Below are 19,448 nucleotides of genomic sequence, written 5' to 3' on the forward strand. Positions count from 1 at the left end.
TTCATGACGACATTGAACGGCAAGACCGCCCTGGTCACCGGTTCCACCAGCGGCATCGGCCTGGGGATTGCCCTGAGCCTGGCCAAGGCCGGCGCCAACCTGATCCTCAATGGCTTCGGCGACGCCAGTGCGGTGATCGCCCAGGTGCAGGCGTTCGGCGGCAAGGTCGGCCATCACCCGGCGGATGTCAGTGACCCGGCGCAAATCGCCGAGATGATCGCCTATGCCGATCGCGAGTTCGGCGGCGTCGACATCCTGGTGAACAACGCCGGCATCCAGCACGTAGCCGCCGTGGAAGACTTCCCGGTGGAACGCTGGGATTCGATCATCGCCATCAACCTGTCCTCGGTGTTTCACAGCACGCGCCTGAGCCTGCCGGGCATGAAGGCCAAGGGCTGGGGACGGATCGTCAACATCGCCTCAGTGCACGGTCAGGTCGGCTCGGTGGGTAAGGCGGCTTACGTGGCCGCCAAGCACGGGGTAATCGGCCTGACCAAGGTGGTGGGCCTGGAAACCGCCACCAGCAACGTTACCTGCAACGCTATTTGCCCAGGCTGGGTACTGACCCCGCTGGTGCAGAAGCAGATTGATGATCGTATTGCCGCCGGGGTTGATCCGCAGCAGGCGCAGCATGATTTGCTGGCCGAGAAGCAGCCGTCCCTGGAGTTTGTGACGCCGTCGCAGTTGGGCGAGTTGGTGCTGTTCTTGTGCAGCGAAGCCGGTAGCCAGGTGCGTGGCGCGGCGTGGAATATTGATGGTGGTTGGCTGGCCCAGTAAACCTGCCATGACAAAAGCACTTTTGTGGCGAGGAGGGCTTACCCCCTCGCCATAGTCAGTACTGCACTATCGAAAAATAACAATAGGCCAATCATGTCCAACATCCTCTGGCAACCCAGCCCCGAACGCATCCGCACCACCCGAATGGACCAGTTCCGGCGCTTTATCAATGAGCGCCACGGCGTGCAGATCAATGACTATCCGGCCCTACACCAATGGAGCATCGATGAGCGCCCGGACTTCTGGCGCGCGATTGTCGCGTTCTTCGACGTGCAGTTCCGTACCCCGCCCAGCGCGGCACTGATCGAAGACGCGCAGATGCCCAGCGCCCATTGGTTTCCCGGCGCCACCCTGAACTTCGCCGAGCATCTGCTGCGCCGTCGTGATGATCATCCGGCGGTGGTAGCCATCAGCGAAGACGGACAGCGCGAACAACTGACCTACGCCGAACTGGCCCAGCACGTCGCCGGCCTTCAACACAGCCTGCAGGCAGCCGGTGTTGGCACGGGGGATCGGGTTGCCGCCTGCATGCCCAACTCCTGGCAAACCCTGGTGGGCATGCTCGCCACTACCAGCCTGGGTGCGATCTGGTCCTGCTCTTCGCCGGACTTCGGCACTCAAGGGGTGATCGACCGCTTCGGCCAAATCGAACCCAAGGTGCTGATCACCTGCGCCGGTTACCGCTACGCCGGCAAGGTCATCGACCAGAGCGCCAAGCTCAATGAAATCCTCGAACGCCTGCCGTCCCTGCAACAACTGATCATCGTGCCTTACGCCCGGCCCGAGGCACGCGCTGAGGATTATCGGACCCAGGCCAAGGTTGCGCTGTGGGAAGATTTCTACACCGTCGGCGGTGAGCCCGAATTCGTCGCCGTACCCTTCGATCACCCGCTGTACATCCTCTATTCCAGCGGCACCACTGGCGTACCCAAGTGCATCATCCACGGCACCGGCGGCGTGCTGCTGACCCACCTCAAGGAACACGGCCTGCACGCCGACCTGTCCAGGGACGACTGCCTGTTCTACTACACCACCTGCGGCTGGATGATGTGGAACTGGCTGGTCTCGGTACTGGCTATCGGCGCCACGGCGGTGCTGTATGACGGCTCGCCGTTTCATCCCGGGCCGGAGCGGTTGATTGACCTGATCGACCAGGAAAAAATTAGCATCTTCGGCACCAGCCCGAAATACCTCGCAACCCTGGAAAAGGCTGGCCTCAAGCCGCGCCTGAGCCACGACCTGAGTAGCCTCAAGGGCCTGATTTCCACTGGTTCGCCACTGTCGCCCCAGAGCTACGACTACGTGTACCGCGAGGTCAAGGAAGAACTGTGCCTGTCGTCCATGTCCGGCGGCACCGATATCGTCTCCTGCTTTGTGATCGGCAACCCTGTGCTGCCCGTACGACGCGGCGAAATGCAGTGCAAGAGCCTGGGAATGTCCATCGAAGTGTGGGACGACCAGGGACGCCCCCTGATCGGTGAAAAGGGTGAACTGGTGTGCACCCGACACTTCCCGGCGATGCCCATCGGCCTGTGGAACGACCCGCACCAGGAAAAGCTGTGCGCCTCTTATTTCAGCCAGTTTCCCGGCGTCTGGGCGCAGGGCGACTATGCCGAGCAACGGCCCAACGGTAGCCTGCTGATCCATGGCCGCTCCGACGCAGTGCTCAACCCCGGCGGCGTGCGCATCGGCACGGCAGAGATTTACCGCCAGGTGGAGAAAGTACCCCAGGTACTGGAAAGCCTGGCCATCGGTCAGCGCTGGCAGGACGATGTGCGGGTGGTGCTGTTTGTCCGCCTCAATGACGGGATAGAGCTGGATGAGGCGCTGCAACAGCAGATCCGCGAGGTGATCCGCGCCAACACCACGCCCCGCCACGTGCCAGCGAAGATCCTCGCGGTGACGGACATTGCGCGCACTATCAGCGGCAAAATCGTCGAACTGGCGGTGCGCAACGTGGTGCATGGCGAGGCGGTCAAGAACACCGACGCCCTGGCCAATCCTGAGGCGCTGGAGCAGTTTCGCAATCGCCAGGAGCTGACCACCTGACCTGACAGAAAGGTAAAACGCTTTAGCCTTGGCGCACTCATTTGAAGACAAACCCCTCAAGCATGCTATTTTTCGAGGGTAGAAAGCCTTTCCCGTCTCGCGGGATAATCGGTTTTTGTCATTTTTCAAAGCGTTACGCACAGGGCTTTTACATGAACGGATCACCCGCCGGCAGCGAGGCCGCAGCACTGATTACCCGGCTAGACTGGGCCAAAAGCCCCCTCGGTGATGCCAGCGACTGGCCGCAAAGCCTGCGTACTGCCGTCGACATCGTGATCCACTCGCCCATGCCAATGCTGTTGCTATGGGGCCCGTCACTTACCCAGATCTACAACGACGGCTTCGCCCTGCTGGCCGGCAATAAGCACCCTGCTGCCTTCGGCCAGCCGGTGGACCTGGTCTGGCCGGAGATGAAACCTTTTACCGACCCGATCTACAGTGCGGTACTCGCCGGCCAGGTACGCGCGTTCACCGAGCAGCGCTTCGTCCTGCAACGCAACCACCGCGACACCGATATCTGGCTGGACCTGACCTATAGCCCGATCCGCGACGAGCGCGGCAACGTCGCCGGCATTTTGGTCACCGCCATCGAGACCAGCGAGCGCCGGCGTATCACCCTGGAGTTGCAACAACGCTCCGAAGAAAGCATCAAGGCTCAGCACAACACCGAACAACGCCTGCAACTGGCCCTGGCGGCCACCGATGCCGTGGGCACCTGGGACTGGGACATCAGCGAAGACCGCTTCATCGCTGACGCCCACTTCGCGCAACTGTACGGGGTCGATCCCCATGAAGCGAGCCTGTTGCCCATCAGCGACTACCTGCACGGCGTACACCCTGAAGACCGCGGCATGGTCGCCCGCAGCATCAAGCATTGCATCACCCACGGCACCGAGTACGCCGAGGAATACCGCCTGCTGCAGGCCGACGGCAAGGTGCGCTGGGTGTTCGCCCGTGGCCGCTGCTACAAGGATCATAATGGCCGCCCGGCGCGTTTTCTCGGCGCCGCCCTGGACCTGACTGAACGCAAACACACCGAACAAGCGCTGCGCCAAAGCCAGACCGAGCTGCAACTGATCATCAACGCCATGCCGGTGCTCATTGGCTACGTCGACCACGAACAACGCTTTCGCCTGAACAACAGCGCCTACCTGGACTGGTACGGCAAAACCCCGCAAGAGCTGTATGGCAAGACCATTCGCGAAGTACTCGGTGAGGAGGTCTATGCCGGGCGTGCCAATAAAATTGCCGCCGCGCTCAAGGGCAAGGCCTGTAGCTTTGTCACCGTGACCCCCCATCGGGATGGCCGGCCACGGCATGCGCTAATGAAGTATTTGCCGCGCTTCAGCGGCGATGGTTCGGTGAATGGCTTCTACATTTTTGTGATCGATGAAACCGAACGAAAACTCACCGAAGAGGCGTTGCGCCACCTCAACGATAACCTCGAAGAGCGGGTCAGCCAGCGCACCCAGGCCCTGGCCGAGGCCAACCAGCGCCTGCAAAACGAGATGTACGAACGCGAACGCGCCGAGGACGCCCTGCGCCATGCGCAAAAAATGGAAGCGGTCGGCCAGCTCACCGGCGGTATCGCCCATGACTTCAACAACATGCTCACCGGCATCATCGGCAGCCTGGACTTGATGCAGCGCTACATCGCCGCCGGGCGCAGCGATGAGATTGGCCGCTTCACCGACGCCGCCGTGTCCTCGGCCCATCGGGCGGCAGCGCTGACCCACCGCCTGCTGGCCTTTTCCCGGCGCCAATCGCTGGACCGACGACCTATCGACCCCAACCAACTGGTCGCCTCCCTGGAAGAGCTATTTCGCCGCACCAAGGGCGCCCATATCGAACTCAAGGTGCGGCTGGGCACCGATATCTGGCCGGTTAATACCGATGCCAGCCAACTGGAAAACGCCCTGCTCAACCTTGTGATCAACGCCCGCGACGCCATGCCCGATGGCGGCGAACTGTGCATCGAGACCGCCAACAGCTACCTGGACGGCACCGACATCTCCACCCTGGAGCCGGTCAAGGCCGGCGACTACGTGATGCTCGGTGTTAGCGACAACGGCGCTGGCATGAGCGCCAAGATCCTGGCCAAGGCCTTCGATCCATTCTTCACCACCAAGCCCATCGGCCAGGGCACAGGCCTTGGGCTGTCGATGATTTATGGCTTTGCCCAGCAATCCGGCGGCCACGTAACGATTCAAAGCGAGCCGGGCCAGGGCACTTGCGTGCGCCTGTACATGCCGCGCCTGCATGGCACCGCGCTTGAAAAAACCGTGCCCACCAGCCTCGGGGAAGCCCCAGTGGCCCTGGCTGGCGAAGCTGTGGTAGTGGTCGAGGACGATCCCGCGGTGCGCATGCTGGTGGTCAATGTGTTGGATGAACTGGGTTACACCGCCCACCAGGCCGCCGATGCGCGGGCGGCGTTGCCGTTGCTGGAATCTGATCTGCGGGTGGACTTGCTGGTGACCGATGTCGGGTTGCCGGGGATGAATGGCCGGCAATTGGCCGAGATCGCCCGTCAGCATCGCCCCGGGCTCAAGGTGCTGTTCATGACCGGTTATGCCGAGATGGCCGCCGAGCGCCAGGGCTTTTTGGAAGAAGGCATGGACATGGTGGCCAAGCCGTTCTCCATTGACCTGTTGGCCAATAAAATCCGCAGCATGATCAGCACCAAGAAATGAGTTCAGGCATAATCGCGCGCCCTACGCCTTACGACATAAGCAAGCCAGGTAATTGATCAATGAAAGCCCAAGCCCGTCACATCCTGGTGAAGACCAGCGAAGAAGCCGAACAGCTCAAGCAGCGTATTGCCAAGGGCGAAGCCTTTGATGTGCTGGCGAAGAAGTACTCCACCTGCCCGTCCGGCAAGCGCGGCGGCGACCTGGGTGAAGTGCAACCAGGGCAGATGGTCGGGGTGATTGATGCGGTGATCTTCAAAAAGCCTCTGCGGGTAGTGCATGGGCCTATCAAGAGCAAGTTTGGCTATCACCTGGTGCAGGTGTTTTACCGCGACTAATGAGCCTTTATGGCCAGCAGACTTGTTGTGGCGAGCGGGCTTGCCCGCTCGCCACAGGTTAGGTCGTTCTATTCCCTTGGGATAAGCGCTCCAGGCACCTGAATCACCCGGCTCGCCAAGCGATGCCCGGCCAATGCTGCCTGCTGCGGCGTGCCGCCCTTGAGCCGACTGGCCAGATATGCCGCACTGAACGAATCCCCCGCCGCCGTGGTGTCCACCACCTTCTCGACCACCAGGGCCGGGACGGTAAAACGCTCGCCGTCACAGCGAATCAGACACTCATCCGCGCCGCGCTTGAGCACCACTTCGCCAATCGCCGGATAAGCAGCAAACACCTGCTCGCTGTCCTCATAGCCAAACAGCGCCCGCTCGTCATCCTCGGTCAACAAGGCGATATCTACCTGCGCCAACACTGGGTGATAAGCCGTTCGCGCCGCCTCGACACTGGCCCACAAGCGCGGCCGGTAGTTGTTGTCGAACACCACCTTGGCGCCACGCTTGCGGGCTTCGATCAGGGTTTCCAACAGACGCTCACGCCCCACTTCGCCCAATACCGCCAGGGTGATGCCGCTGAAATACAGCACATCGTAAGCCGGTAATGCGGCCAGAATAGGTTCCGCCGCCGACGTGGTGAAACAGTCGCGCACCGCCGCTTCGTTGCGCCAGTAGAGAAACTTGCGCTCGCCGCGGGCGTCGGTCTGGATGCAGTACAAGCCCGGCAGACGACCCGGCAAGCGCTGGACCATGCCCAGGCCGAGGCCTTCTTCAGACCACTGCTTGCACATGGCGTCGCTAAAGCTGTCATCGCCCAGGGCCGTGACGTAATCAACGCTGGCGCCTTCGCCCAGTTCACGTCGCAGGTAAACAGCGGCGTTCAGGGTGTCGCCGCCGAAGCTTTGTTGCAGGCTGCCGTCGGCGCGGTGTTGCAGTTCGATCATGCATTCGCCGATCAGGGCGATGCGGGGGGTTGTGTTCATGCCTTGGTTCTCATGGTGTGCTTTAGGTCTAGAAGCAGGTATGCAGGGCCTCGATCACCTGCAACTGCTCATCCACCAGGCAACCCACTTGCCATTTGTCGAAGGTCAGGCACGGATGGGAAGTGCCGAAGGAGATGATGTCGCCGATACGCAACTCAACCCCAGGCGCTACAGTCATGAACGCATGCTGGTCCATCACTGCCGTGACCTTGCAGGCGCTGACATCATCGCCCACCGCAGGTACCACGCCAGCTTTGTAACGCAGCAGCGGCACCGGCAACCCGGCGTCGTAGGCCACGTCGCGCTTGCCCAGGGCTATCACCGCAAAGCCTGGTTCCGGCAACGACTGCACGTGCGCCCAGACTTCCAGCGCCGGGCGCAGGCCTTCATTGAGGTCACTGCGACGGTCGAGCACGCAGCATTGCGCCTCTTTATAGATGCCATGGTCGTGCGCCACGTAGCTGCCCGGACGCAGCACACTGAGGAAGCGACCGGCAGCGTTTTGCGCTTCGAATGATTCGGCAATCAGGTCGTACCAGGCCGAACCCGACGCGGTAATGATCGGCTTGCCAAGGTCGAAAGAACCACTGTTTTGCAGGTCCACCGCCAGGCGCACCAGCGAGGCGGCGAATTCACGGATGCCGCTGACGGCCTGGTCGCCGTGGATCACACCTTCATAGCCTTCAATACCGGTCAACGCCAGGGCTGGCTGCGCCTTGATCGCGTTGGCCAGGTTCAATACTTCCTGCTCGCTGCGGCAGCCACAACGCCCGCCGACCACGCCGTATTCGATCATCACGTTCAGGCGCAGGCCGCGTGCAGCGAAGAAGGCCCCCAGGTCGGCAACGTTGTCCGGGTGATCGACCATGCAGTGGAAGTCGAACTCAGGGTTGGCCAGCAACTCGGCGATCAGCGCCATGTTCGGCGCACCCACCAATTGGTTGGCCATCAGCACCCGCCGCACGCCACCGACATAGGCGGCGCGAGTCTGCACCGCAGTGGCCAGGGTGATACCCCAGGCGCCCTGCTCAAGCTGACGCTGGAACAGCGCCGGCATCATGCTGGTCTTGCCGTGTGGCGCCAGTTGCGCGCCACTGCTGCTGACGAAATCCTGCATCCAGCGAATGTTGTGTTCCAGGGCGTCGCGGTGCAGTACCAGCGCTGGCAGGCTGACGTCGCGCACCAGGTGGGCACCGATTTGAGCGGCGCCTTTTTCGACAGCATTGAAGGCAGTCATGGACAATCTCCTATTCATTGATGCGACGGGCCAGGTTGTTAGCGCTTTCAATCAACACCCGGCGATAGTCGTTGTAGTTGTTCTTGGCATCAGCCCGCGGGGCAACGATGCACAGGGTCGCAATGCTGATGCCCTGCGCGTCCCGTACCGGGGCGGCAAAGCAATGGGTAAAGGTGTCGGCCACACTGTCGAAGGAGAAAAACCCATCGACGCTGGCCTGACGGATTTGCCCGAGGAAGGTCTCCAGGGGCAGGCGCTGACCGTCCGGCAAAATGAAGTCGTCATGGTCGATCAGGTCGATGATTTGCTGGTCACTCAGATGCCCCAGCAACAAGCGTCCGGAGGCGGTCCAGGGGATCGGCGCGTTCTCGCCGATGTCCGAGGAAATGCGAAAATGCCGCTCGCCTTCACGCATCAGCGCCACGGTGTATTTGCGCCCGTTAAGCAGGCACATCTGCGCGGTTTCGTGGGTCTGGCTGACGATTTCCTGCAAGGCGTGATCGGCCTCGCGGGTCAGGTCGAAATGACGCAAATGCGCCTGACCAAGGAAGTACAACTGACGGCCGAGGTAGACGTGACCGTCCTTGCCCACGGTTTCGAGAATCCGTCGTTCCAGCAGCGAAGCGACCAGTTCGTAGACCGTGGATTTCGGGCTGCCGATGCCGCTGGCAATATCGTTGGGGCGCAGGGGCTGGCCAACTTCCTTGAGGAAATCGAGGATATCGAACGCCCGGTCCAGGCCTTTGGCGCGGCGCTTGATGGTGTCTTCGGTCATGGCAGTGTCGGGTCCCGTCAAAGGCTTAATGTGTGCATGGGCATCTACACATCTTTGAAAACTGGCAAAACCTTGTCGATAGGGGGCTTGCCCCCTATCCACAGGTCAATCGGGCATTTAGCCTTTTTTTTTGTAGGCCACGCAATCAATCTCAACCTTGCAATCAACCATCATGTTCGCCTGCACACAGGCCCGTGCCGGGGCGTGCTCCGGGCTGAAGTACTCGCCAAACACCTTATTGAAACTCCAGAAATCCCGTGGGTCTTCCAGCCACACACCAACACGCACCACATCCTTGAGCTCATAGCCGGCCTCTTCGAGAATGGCGACGACGTTGCGCATGGTCTGGCGAGTCTGTTCGACGATCCCGCCCTGGATGATTTCGCCATCCACCGCCGGCACCTGGCCCGACACATACAACCAGCCATCCGCTTCTACGGCGCGGGCGAAAGGGCGCGGCTGGCCACCGCCAGCGGTACTGCCTGCGCCGTAACGAGTAATGCTCATAATGGTTCTCCTGATTAAAACAATTAAAAACGAATGTTCTTGAGAAATTCCGCCAGGCGTGGCGATTGCGGGCGCTCAAAGATGTCCTTCGGCGGCCCCTGCTCTTCAATGCGACCCTGGTTCATGAAGACGATCTTGTCCGAGACCTCATAGGCAAAACGCATTTCGTGGGTGACCAGCAACATGGTCATGCCCTCCTCCGCCAGGCCCTTGATGACGCTGAGCACTTCGCCCACCAATTCCGGATCGAGGGCCGAGGTCACTTCGTCGAACAGCATCAGGCTGGGATTCATGGCAATCGCCCGGGCAATCGCCACACGCTGTTGCTGGCCGCCAGATAACTGACCTGGAAAGTGGTTACGGCGTTCCAGAAGACCTACACGCTCCAGCCATTTTTCCGCCAGCGCTACCGCCTCGTCCTTGCCCATTTTCTTGACCTTGAGCAGGCCCAGGGTGACGTTTTGCAATGCGCTCAAATGCGGGAACAGGTTGAACTGCTGGAACGCCATGCCAGTCATCGCGCGATGCTGGGCGATGACTTTCTCGGCGTGGCGCACGCGCTTGCCGTTGACTTCGTTGTAACCGATGGACTCACCGTCGAGGGTAATCTGCCCACCCTGGAACTCTTCCAGCAGGTTGACACAGCGCAACAGCGTGGTCTTGCCCGAGCCACTGGAACCGATCAGCGTGACCACGTTGCCGCGATCCATGGCCAGGTCGACGCCCTTGAGCACTTCCACCGGGCCGTATTGTTTACGCAGGCCGCGAATGTCCAGCAGCGGTTGGCTATTGTTTACTGCAGTTGTGTAAGAAGGAGTCATGGCAAGGCCACCCGCTTTTCAATGTAGCGCCCGAATAACTCGATGGCGTAGTTGATGACAAAGAACAGAAAACCAGCGAACAGGTAGAACTCCAGGGTCATGAAGGTCCGGGCGATCACCTGTTGCGTGCTGAGCAGCAACTCGGCGACACCTATCACCGACAGCAGTGTGGAGGCCTTGACGATTTCCGTGGACGAGTTGACCCAGGTCGGCAGGATCTGCCGCAATGCCTGGGGTAACAGTACATAACCGAGAGACTGGTAGAACGTCAGGCCGATGGCCTTGCCCGCTTCCAGTTGCCCACGAGGAATAGCCTGCAGCGAGCCACGGACGATTTCGGCAACGTGTGAACCGCAAAACAGCGTCAGGCCCAATGCGCCGGCCTGGAACGCGCTGATCTGCCAACCCAGGGCCGGAGCCATGTAGAAGCAGGCCAATACCAGTACAAACACCGGTGTGCCACGGATCAGGTCGACATACAGGCGAAACGGCGCGCGCATCCAGAACTTGCCGTAGGTCAGCACCAGCCCGGCGACAATGCCGATCAGCGTGCCAAAAATAATCGCCAGTACCGAGCAATAAACGCTGGTCTGGAACCCCGCCCAGAGGGTTTCCCGGGCGATCCACAACTCATGCAGCCAGCTGGGGGATTCGTACATGGGGCCTCCTTAGCGGCGAATTGCCAGACGCTGTTCCAGGTAACGGAGCAGCATGGCGATGAGGTAACAGGCGGCCACGTAGAGCGCGGTCGTGACCATCCAGGTTTCAATCACCCGGTAGCTTTCGACGTTGATCTTGCGGGCGTAATAGGTCAGCTCTGGCACCGCGATTGCGGCCGCCAGGGAGGTGTCCTTGAACAGCGAGATGAAGTTGTTCGACAGCGCCGGCAGCACGTTGCGCAGCATCACCGGCACGGTGATGTAGGCACGAATGCGCCACTCGCCCAGGCCGATGGCCAACCCCGCTTCACGCAAACCTTTGGGAATATTCAACAGCCCGGCGCGGAACACTTCGGTCAGGTAGGCACCGGCGTACAGCGACAGAGTGATGATGAACGAGGGGATTTTGTCCAGGCGAATCCCCAGGCTCGGCAAGGCAAAGTAGATCAACAGGATCAGCACCAGGATCGGCGTATTGCGGACCACCGTCACATACACCGACGCCAGGATTCGCAGCGCACGGTGTTTGGACAGCATGGCAAAGGCCGCTAGCAGGCCGATCACGCAACCAATGGCAATCGACAGCAATGCCAGTTGAAGGCCCAAACCGAGCCCCACCAGCAAACTGTCAAAATCGCGCCATACGGCGGCAAAATTCAACTGATAATTCATGGTCAGCAGTACCTTAATCGAGGCGCCAGCAGCACCGCCCCGCGCTCACGATCATTTGAATTCGACGGGAAAACCAATTGCTGGCGTTGGCAGGTCAACACCGAACCACTGCTTGAACGACGCCGCGTACATCGGGAACTCGACACCAGTCATGGCCTCATGCAGCGCGGTGTTGACGAAGTTCAGCCAGTCCTGGTCGCCACGCTTGACGGCGCAGCCGTAGGTTTGCGGGCTCCAGGCGTAGGCTGGGCTGCGGTAGCGGCCGGGGTTCTGCACCATCAGGTACTTAACCGAAGACTGGTCGGTGGCGGCGGCGTCGGCACGGCCGGAGTTCACGGCCTGGTACATCAGGTCGACACTGTCGTACTGGTCGACCTTGGCCTTGGGCAGCGCCTGGTGCACCAGCTCTTCGGCGTAGACGTTTTGCAGCACGGCCACGGTGACGTCGTCGCCTGCGGCTTGCAGGTCTTCGATTTCCTTGTATTTGCTGTTGGTCGGCAGCAGCAGGGCGACGCCCTCGCGGTAGTACGGCAGGGTGAACGCCACTTGCTGCGCACGGCTGGCAGTGATGGTGATGAATTGGCAGCTCATGTCGACCTTGTCGGTCAGCAGGTTGGGAATCCGCGCGTCGGAGGACTGCACCACAAACTCGACCTTACTGGGGTCGTTGAACAACCCCTTGGCCACGATTCGGCCGATGTCGATATCAAAACCTTGCAACTTGCCATCCGCTCCCTGGAAGTGCCACGGCGCATTGGTACTGCCTGTACCCACGATCAGATGCCCACGGGAGAGCACGCTGTCGAGCTTGCTGTCCGCCGCTTGCACAACGCTTGCGAGGGAAGCCGATGCGGCGAAGAGAAAAGCACACGCTTTGAATACGGAAGGTCGCTGATGCATGACAAGCACTCCAGGAGTTGTATATTCCGCTATACCGGAACTTGGTATGTAACAACGGAATAGACAGCAGAAAGTGTGCCACAGGCCGTAGCAGAAAAACATTCAAGGATTAAATTTGTTGTAAATCAGATAGATAGAGACTTACGAACGAAGCGCCGTTAAGCCAATAACGAAACTCGGATTGCTACCGATGGCCCCACGTATCGGTGACAAGTCACATTTGGGTGCACACGTGAGTCTTTTACGCGCACAAAAGAGATGCAGGTATAGCCGCCGGGATCAGTTGGCTACCTGTGAGTTCTGACAGTAGACCGTATCCGCTTGCTGGCTTAGCTTGAGTGCAGGAGCCATCGGGCTTTCGAGAAGGAGATCATCATGGGAATTGCCACCGCAGTTATTGCCAGTAACGAGGATTACCAGCGGGTCCTGAAGACGCCAAAAGCGGTCTTCATGCTGTTTGTCTCACAGCACTGCCCAGCGTGCGAGGAAGCCGTGCCGCTCTTTATGCGCATTGCCGGAAAATATACCGAAACCGTGGAAAGTCTGGTGCTCGACACCGCCCAAACCCCCAGGCACCCGGAGGTGACTGGCACCCCCACCCTACTGATTTTCCAGAATGGCGAAATGGTCGAGAAGCTTAAAGGGTTCGGCACCTGGGGGACCCAGGAGCCAACCTTGGAGCAGACATTTAGCCGCTACGGCAGGCTGCCTGAAAAACGTGGCGCCCTGCCGTTTTTCGCGAGCAAGAACTAGGCGCCCCCCTCGCTCTTACACGGGGTCGGCGGGCGCCAGCAGCACTTGGGTCACCCGCCGCTCCGCCACCGTCGCCACCGTCAGGCGCCAGCCTTCATGCTCCAGGCTATCGCCCACCACCGGCAAGCGATCCAGCAGGCTCATGACCAGGCCGGCAAGGGTCTGGTAATCCTCGGTCGCCTGTGCCTGAAAGCCGGTGCGCTGGCGGATCAGGTTGAGATTCAAGGCACCGTTGACGCGGAAACCGCTTTGTTCTTCGACGATGTCCGGACCTTCGACTTCACTGGCATCGGGCAATTCACCGGCAATGGATTCAAGAATGTCGGTCATGCTCAACACGCCCATGAAGTCACCGAATTCGTTGATCACGAAGGCGATGTGGGTCGATTCCTGGCGCATTTGCTCCAGAGCGTTAAGGATCGAAAAGCTCTCCAACAGGTTGATCGCCCGGCGCGCCAGGTGCTCCAGGTTTGGCTCGTTGCCGGCCAGGTATTCCTTGAGCAATTCCTTCTTGTGCACAAAGCCCAAGGGCTCGTCGATAGCACCATTGCGGATCAACGGCAGCCGCGAGTAGGACGAATGCATCAGTTTCAAGCGGATGGTGTCGGGATCATCCGCCAGATCGATATAGTCGACATTGGCTCGCGGCGTCATCAAGGTGCGGATAGGCCGCTCGGCCAACTGCAACACGCCACTGATCATCACCCGCTCACGGCGGTCGAACAACGGGCCTTCGTTGGCCTGAGCATCACCCAGCAGGTCGCTAACATCTTCACCCACCTCTTCCACTGCCAGGTTTCGCCCGCCCAACAAGCGCATCACTGCATGGGCAGTACGCTCGCGGATCGGCCGCGTACCTTGCGCAGATTTCTTGCGCCGGGCCCGGGCGATCTGGTTGAACACCTCGATCAGGATCGAGAAGCCAATGGCCGCATAGAGGTAGCCTTTAGGAATATGGAAGCCCAGGCCTTCGGCGGTCAGCGCAAAGCCGATCATCATCAAAAAGCCCAGGCACAGCATGATCACCGTCGGGTGCGCGTTGACGAAGCGGGTCAGCGGCTTGCTGGCAATGATCATCACACCAATGGAGATGATCACGGCGATCATCATCACCGCCAACTCATCCACCATGCCCACGGCGGTAACTACCGCATCAAGGGAGAACACGGCGTCCAGCACCACGATCTGCGCAACAATGGGCCAGAACATCGCATAGGCGGCGTTGCCGGTGCGCTGGGCGATATGGCCTTCCAGGCGCTCATGCAGTTCCATGGTGGCCTTGAACAACAGGAACACACCACCGAACAACATGATCAGGTCTCGTCCGGAGAAGCTCTTGTCGAACACCTCGAACAACGGCTGGGTCAGGGTCACCAGCCAGGAAATACTCGCCAGCAGGCCCAGGCGCATCAACAGCGCCAGGGACAAACCGATCAAGCGCGCACGGTCGCGCTGCTCCGGCGGCAACTTGTCCGCCAGGATCGCGATAAACACCAGGTTGTCGATACCCAGAACCAATTCCAGCACAATCAAGGTCAACAGGCCGAGCCAGGCCGTTGGATCCGCTAACCATTCCATATAAATATCTCTATCTCGTTATTGATTTCAGAATGCCAGACACGGCAAGGCACGACCAGAAGGCCGGGAAACAGTGGGCAATCGGAAAACGGGATGCTTGGCCTGGAGGCAGGCGTTCAGCGGGAACAGCGGCAGCGGATGTCTTGGAGAAAGACGACTGGGGGGCTCCGAGAGGGTGTTCATGCAAGTCCTGTAGCGGAAAAAGGACTTGAATCCTACAACCGAAAGCCAAATCCCCTACCACGCAAAACTATTACAAGATCTGTAACAGCCCCCTATAAAAAATAATGCCCCGCCCTGTGGCGAGCGGGCTTGCCCGCGCTGGGGCGCGCAGCGGCCCCAATAAGGTCAGGCCGCAGTAGTTGGTTTTAGGACTGCTTCGCAGGGCGGTGCGGCGATCCGACAAGCCCGCTCGCCACCGATCAGCACTCAGCTTTTACGGGTCGCATCATCCAACGCCAGAATGGTGTGCGCATTGGTAACAGTGGTCGCCAGAGTATTGATCACCCCCGACCGCAGCGCCCCCAGCGTCGCAGCCGCCTTAGTGTTTTCACTGGCAATCGCCACCACATCGGGAATGCGAAACAACTCCTGCACCGTCAACCCGATCACCCGCCCTTGAATCGCGTTGACCGCCGGCTGCCCGTGAATGTCGATAAAGTCATACCCCATCATGTCTCCCACCGTACCGGACAACCGCGCCTGGGCGATTTCCTGAGGCGAGAACCAGCCCATTCGCACCATGTTGCTGTTCTCGCTCATATCGCCAATGCCGATCAAGGCCATGTCGGCGCGGCGAGCGCGGTCCAGAGTCGAGCGCACGGTGTCGTTGCTGATCAGCACGCCACGCAGTTCCGGGTTAGCCACCAGGGCCGGGGCGTACAAGCTTTCACTCTCACCGCCAAAGCGCAGGGCCAGGCGACGGCAGATATGGTCAGGGTTCATGTATTCGCCGGCCTTGAGAGAACCGCCGATGGCGCAAACAAACGTACAGTTGCGGGTCACCGGCAAAAACACGTTATCGGCTACCGCGCCGACATTGCGCCCCATGCCGACGGCGACAATCATGCCGTCACTCAAGGTTTTATTCAGGTAGTTGGCCACCAGGCTGGCCACGGCCGAACGCTGGGTGTCCGGGTCGCTGTGATCGACCGCAATCAGCGCGCGATCCAGTTGGAAACGCGCCACCAACGCCTGCTCCAGCTCGTTGTTCATGGCCGGATGCTGCAGCACCCGCACCTCGACAATCCCTTCATCGCGCGCGCGCTTGAGCAGGCGACTAACTTTTGCCCGGGACAGGTCGAAGCGCTTGGCGATAGCTTCCTGAGTGACGTTCTCAAGGTAATAGAGCATCGCCACTTCGGTCATCAGATCGATATCGCTGGCAATGCGCTGGGTACTGTCACTCATGGGGACGGGCTTCCGTTTCGGCGTCAAAGGCGCATTCTCCCGACTCTTGCCCCGTCACGTCCACTACTGATGCCCATCGCGCTCGATGGCATTGATGCGATCGACCTTGGCCCCGGAGCGCGCTGCTTCGAACTCCGACTCCAGGAACGACTTGACGATGCTTTTCGCCAGCTCCACGCCGATCACCCGCGCACCGATAGAGAGAATTTGCGCATCGTTGCTCTTGCGCGCCCGCTCTGCTGAATAGGTGTCATGGGCCTGGGCCGCGCGAATCCCCAGCACCTTGTTGGCCGAGATGGCCATGCCGATCCCCGTGCCACACACCAGCACGCCCAGGCGCTGCTGCCCGGCATTGATGGCCGTGGCCACCGCCAGGGCAATGTCCGGGTAGAGCACCGGCGCAGTGGAATGGGTGCCGAAGTCGGTCACCGGATAGCCCAGCGCTTCGATATAGCGCTTCAACAGCTCTTTGAGCTCATAACCCGCTTCATCGCATCCGATAGCCACCGGGAAAGGTGTGTTCATGGCGTTTGGCTCCGCTGCCGTGGTCGTGCTTAAGACTGATCAGATGATCAATCAGTGAAATTTCACTCAGTCATTTCTCGGATATTCCACTCCTCTTGTCAAGCATGATTTAGCTGACTCTTTAGTCAAAGCCCTATAAAAGGGCATGCTTTGCGCAAATCCTGGCTTTTACAACTTTTAAGTGAAAGAGATTGACTGATCAGAATTTCATTTGATACACATATGCTCACAGAGCAACACGACTGTGCACCTAATAAGAACTCACAGCACGAGGACACGCCGATGGCCACGCCATTACTGCTCCAGGCTGAACACGTCGCCAAGGCCTACGCCGGCATTCCCGCCCTGCGCGAGGGTCGCCTCTCGCTGCGTGCCGGTAGCGTGCATGCCCTGTGCGGCGGCAATGGCGCAGGTAAATCCACCTTCCTCAGCATCCTGATGGGCATCACCCAGCGTGATGCCGGCACCATCCTGCTCAACGGCTCACCGGTGCAATTCAACCGGCCCAGTGAAGCCCTGGCCTCGGGGATCGCGATGATCACCCAGGAACTGGAACCCATTCCCTACATGAGCGTCGCCGAAAACATCTGGCTGGGCCGCGAACCGCGCCGCGCCGGTTGCATCGTCGATAGCAAGGAGCTCAACCGGCGCACTCATGCGCTGCTGGAAAGCCTGGAATTCGAGGTCGACGCGACCAGCCCCATGCACCGTTTGAGCGTGGCGCAGATCCAACTGGTGGAGATCGCCAAGGCGTTCAGCCATGACTGCCAGGTGATGATCATGGACGAGCCCACCTCGGCCATCGGCGAACGCGAAGCAGAAACTCTGTTCAAGGCCATCCGCCGCCTCACCGCTCGCGGCGCCGGCATTGTTTATGTGTCCCACCGCCTCAGCGAACTGGCGCAGATTGCCGATGACTACAGCATCTTTCGCGATGGCGCTTTCGTCGAAACCGGGCGCATGGCCGATATCGACCGCGCCCACTTGGTGCGCGGCATCGTCGGCCAGGAGTTGGTGCGGATCGACCACAAGGTCGGCCGCGAATGCGCCGCCGAGTGTTGCCTGGAGGTGGACAGCCTGAGCCGCAGCGGCGAGTTTCAGGACATCAGCCTGCAACTGCGCCAGGGCGAAATCCTCGGCATCTATGGGCTGATGGGTTCGGGGCGCAGCGAGTTCCTCAACTGTATCTATGGCCTGACCACGGCGGACTCCGGCACCGTCACCCTGCAAGGCAAACCCATGCCAGTCGGGCTGCCCAAGGCGGCCATCAGCGCCGGTATGTCGCTGGTCACCGAAGATCGCAAGGACAGCGGCCTGGTGCTCAGTGGCAGCATCCTCTCCAACATCGCATTGTCGGCGTACAAGCAGCTGTCGAGCTGGTCGCTGATCAATGCGCGCAAGGAAAACCAGTTGGCCCAGGACATGGTCAAGCGCCTGCAAATCAAGACCACTTCCCTGGATCTGCCGGTGGAATCCATGAGCGGCGGCAACCAGCAAAAAGTGGTGCTCGCCAAGTGCCTATCGACCCAGCCGGTCTGCCTGCTGTGCGATGAACCGACACGGGGCATCGATGAAGGTGCCAAGCAGGAGATCTATCACCTGCTGGACCAGTTCGTGCGCGCTGGCGGCGCGGCCATTGTGGTGTCGTCGGAAGCCCCGGAGCTGCTGCACTTGAGCGATCGTATCGCTGTGTTCAAGGGCGGCCGGCTGGTGACTATCAGCAGCGACACCGCCCTTTCCCAGGAAGCCTTGTTGAGTCTTGCCTCATGAATGCCAAAACCATTGCTGCGCCTATCACCACTGCCCCGCGCAGTCGCCTGCGCTTGTCCCTGGACCGCTTCGGCCTGCCACTGGTGTTTATCCTGCTGTGCGTGGTGATGGCCTTCGCCAGCGAATACTTCATGACCTGGCGTAACTGGATGGACATCCTGCGCCAGACCTCCATCAACGGCATCCTCGCCGTGGGCATGACCTATGTGATTTTGACCAAGGGCATCGACCTGTCGGTGGGTTCGATCCTTGCTTTCGCCGGGCTGTGCAGCGCGCTCGTCGCGACTCAAGGCTACGGTTTGCTGGCCGCAGTCAGCGCCGGGATGTTTGCCGGAGCAGCGATCGGCGCGGTCAACGGCTTTATGGTCGCCAACCTGTCGATCCCACCCTTCGTCGCCACCTTGGGCATGCTCAGCATTGCCCGAGGCATGACCTTTATTCTCAACGACGGCAGCCCGGTGACCGACCTTCCGGACGCGTACCTGGCGCTGGGCATCGGCAAGATCGGCCCGATTGGCGTGCCGATCATCATCTTCGCCGTGGTCGCGCTGATTTTCTGGATGGTGCTGCGCTACACCACCTACGGGCGCTACGTGTATGCGGTGGGCGGCAACGAAAAAAGCGCGCGCACCTCCGGGATCGGCGTGCGCAAGGTGATGTTTTCGGTGTACGTGGTGTCGGGGTTGCTCGCAGGCCTGGCCGGTGTGGTGTTGTCGGCACGGACCACCTCCGCCCTGCCCCAGGCCGGCACTTCTTATGAGTTGGACGCCATCGCGGCGGTGGTGATCGGTGGCACCAGCCTGTCCGGTGGCACCGGCAGCATTGTCGGCACGCTGTTCGGCGCGCTGCTGATCGGCGTAATCAACAACGGCCTGAATCTGCTCGGCGTCTCCTCCTATTACCAGCAGGTCGCCAAGGGCCTGATCATCGTGTTCGCAGTACTGATTGATGTGTGGCGCAAGAAAAAACGCTAGTCGCTTTTCCTCTGAAACGAACTGAACGACCACAACAAT

18 protein-coding genes are annotated in these 19,448 nt (G+C 60.3%); 7 read left to right on the plus strand and 11 right to left on the minus strand.

Features of this window, described 5'->3' with window-relative positions:
* Window positions 1–3 precede the first annotated feature (3 nt).
* From AAEZ06_RS25305 to AAEZ06_RS25320, 4 genes are all read left to right on the plus strand, one after another.
* On the plus strand, window positions 4–777 hold the full coding sequence (locus AAEZ06_RS25305; RefSeq protein ID WP_350616796.1) for a 3-hydroxybutyrate dehydrogenase: 774 nt from the start codon (window positions 4–6) through the stop codon (window positions 775–777).
* Window positions 778–870: 93 nt separating this feature from the next.
* Entirely contained in the window at window positions 871–2,826 is a 1,956-nt protein-coding gene (locus AAEZ06_RS25310; protein ID WP_350616798.1) for an acetoacetate--CoA ligase, read from the plus strand.
* A 152-nt stretch (window positions 2,827–2,978) separates the two neighbouring features.
* Window positions 2,979–5,516: a PAS domain-containing hybrid sensor histidine kinase/response regulator gene (locus tag AAEZ06_RS25315; RefSeq protein ID WP_350616800.1), complete on the plus strand. Its 2,538-nt coding sequence runs from the start codon at window positions 2,979–2,981 to the stop codon at window positions 5,514–5,516.
* 59 nt (window positions 5,517–5,575) lie between these two features.
* Complete coding sequence (locus AAEZ06_RS25320) at window positions 5,576–5,851, plus strand: peptidylprolyl isomerase (RefSeq protein WP_149413944.1); 276 nt, start codon at window positions 5,576–5,578, stop codon at window positions 5,849–5,851.
* A 68-nt stretch (window positions 5,852–5,919) separates the two neighbouring features.
* Here AAEZ06_RS25320 and AAEZ06_RS25325 read toward each other — a convergent pair whose 3' ends face one another.
* The 8 genes from AAEZ06_RS25325 to AAEZ06_RS25360 form a co-directional block, all read right to left on the minus strand.
* Window positions 5,920–6,828, minus strand: coding sequence for a sugar kinase (locus AAEZ06_RS25325; RefSeq protein WP_350616803.1), 909 nt, complete (start codon window positions 6,826–6,828; stop codon window positions 5,920–5,922).
* Window positions 6,829–6,856: 28 nt separating this feature from the next.
* A complete protein-coding gene (locus AAEZ06_RS25330; RefSeq protein ID WP_149413942.1) occupies window positions 6,857–8,065 on the minus strand; it encodes an amino acid deaminase in 1,209 nt (402 codons plus the stop codon).
* Between the two features lie 10 nt (window positions 8,066–8,075).
* Window positions 8,076–8,840 (minus strand): IclR family transcriptional regulator, encoded by a 765-nt coding sequence (locus AAEZ06_RS25335; RefSeq protein WP_149413941.1) that lies wholly within the window; start codon window positions 8,838–8,840, stop codon window positions 8,076–8,078.
* 117 nt (window positions 8,841–8,957) lie between these two features.
* Window positions 8,958–9,347: a RidA family protein gene (locus AAEZ06_RS25340; protein WP_149413940.1), complete on the minus strand. Its 390-nt coding sequence runs from the start codon at window positions 9,345–9,347 to the stop codon at window positions 8,958–8,960.
* A gap of 23 nt (window positions 9,348–9,370) precedes the next feature.
* A complete protein-coding gene (locus AAEZ06_RS25345) occupies window positions 9,371–10,168 on the minus strand; it encodes an amino acid ABC transporter ATP-binding protein (RefSeq protein WP_350616806.1) in 798 nt (265 codons plus the stop codon).
* Window positions 10,165–10,827: an amino acid ABC transporter permease gene (locus AAEZ06_RS25350; protein ID WP_350616808.1), complete on the minus strand. Its 663-nt coding sequence runs from the start codon at window positions 10,825–10,827 to the stop codon at window positions 10,165–10,167. Before AAEZ06_RS25350 ends, AAEZ06_RS25345 begins: the two co-directional genes overlap by 4 nt.
* Before the next feature lie 9 nt (window positions 10,828–10,836).
* Window positions 10,837–11,499 carry an amino acid ABC transporter permease gene (locus AAEZ06_RS25355; RefSeq protein ID WP_133100161.1) on the minus strand — a complete coding sequence of 221 codons (663 nt, stop codon included), beginning with the start codon at window positions 11,497–11,499 and terminating at the stop codon, window positions 10,837–10,839.
* A gap of 51 nt (window positions 11,500–11,550) precedes the next feature.
* The gene (locus AAEZ06_RS25360) at window positions 11,551–12,399 is read right to left on the minus strand and encodes a transporter substrate-binding protein (RefSeq protein ID WP_350616810.1); all 849 of its coding nucleotides are present in this window, start codon (window positions 12,397–12,399) and stop codon (window positions 11,551–11,553) included.
* 375 nt (window positions 12,400–12,774) lie between these two features.
* Between AAEZ06_RS25360 and AAEZ06_RS25365 the strand changes: the two genes are divergently transcribed.
* Window positions 12,775–13,152: a thioredoxin family protein gene (locus AAEZ06_RS25365; RefSeq protein WP_149413936.1), complete on the plus strand. Its 378-nt coding sequence runs from the start codon at window positions 12,775–12,777 to the stop codon at window positions 13,150–13,152.
* 15 nt (window positions 13,153–13,167) lie between these two features.
* Here the strand turns inward: AAEZ06_RS25365 and AAEZ06_RS25370 are convergent, their stop codons facing one another.
* The 3 genes from AAEZ06_RS25370 to rpiB form a co-directional block, all read right to left on the minus strand.
* Window positions 13,168–14,730 (minus strand): TerC family protein, encoded by a 1,563-nt coding sequence (locus AAEZ06_RS25370; RefSeq protein WP_149413935.1) that lies wholly within the window; start codon window positions 14,728–14,730, stop codon window positions 13,168–13,170.
* A 429-nt stretch (window positions 14,731–15,159) separates the two neighbouring features.
* Window positions 15,160–16,140, minus strand: coding sequence for a sugar-binding transcriptional regulator (locus AAEZ06_RS25375; RefSeq protein WP_149413934.1), 981 nt, complete (start codon window positions 16,138–16,140; stop codon window positions 15,160–15,162).
* 63 nt (window positions 16,141–16,203) lie between these two features.
* Window positions 16,204–16,665: a ribose 5-phosphate isomerase B gene (gene rpiB / locus AAEZ06_RS25380; protein ID WP_133100166.1), complete on the minus strand. Its 462-nt coding sequence runs from the start codon at window positions 16,663–16,665 to the stop codon at window positions 16,204–16,206.
* A gap of 282 nt (window positions 16,666–16,947) precedes the next feature.
* On the opposite strand from rpiB, the gene AAEZ06_RS25385 reads away from it, so the two are divergent.
* Together AAEZ06_RS25385 and AAEZ06_RS25390 are read left to right on the plus strand one after the other, a co-directional pair.
* Window positions 16,948–18,435: a sugar ABC transporter ATP-binding protein gene (locus tag AAEZ06_RS25385; RefSeq protein ID WP_350616813.1), complete on the plus strand. Its 1,488-nt coding sequence runs from the start codon at window positions 16,948–16,950 to the stop codon at window positions 18,433–18,435.
* Window positions 18,432–19,409, plus strand: a complete 978-nt coding sequence (locus AAEZ06_RS25390) for an ABC transporter permease (protein ID WP_350616815.1) — start codon at window positions 18,432–18,434, stop codon at window positions 19,407–19,409. The genes AAEZ06_RS25385 and AAEZ06_RS25390 overlap by 4 nt, the downstream gene beginning before the upstream one ends.
* Window positions 19,410–19,448: the final 39 nt, after the last annotated feature.

This window comes from Pseudomonas sp. HY7a-MNA-CIBAN-0227 (genome assembly GCF_040310325.1).
Classification (GTDB): Bacteria; Pseudomonadota; Gammaproteobacteria; order Pseudomonadales; family Pseudomonadaceae; genus Aquipseudomonas.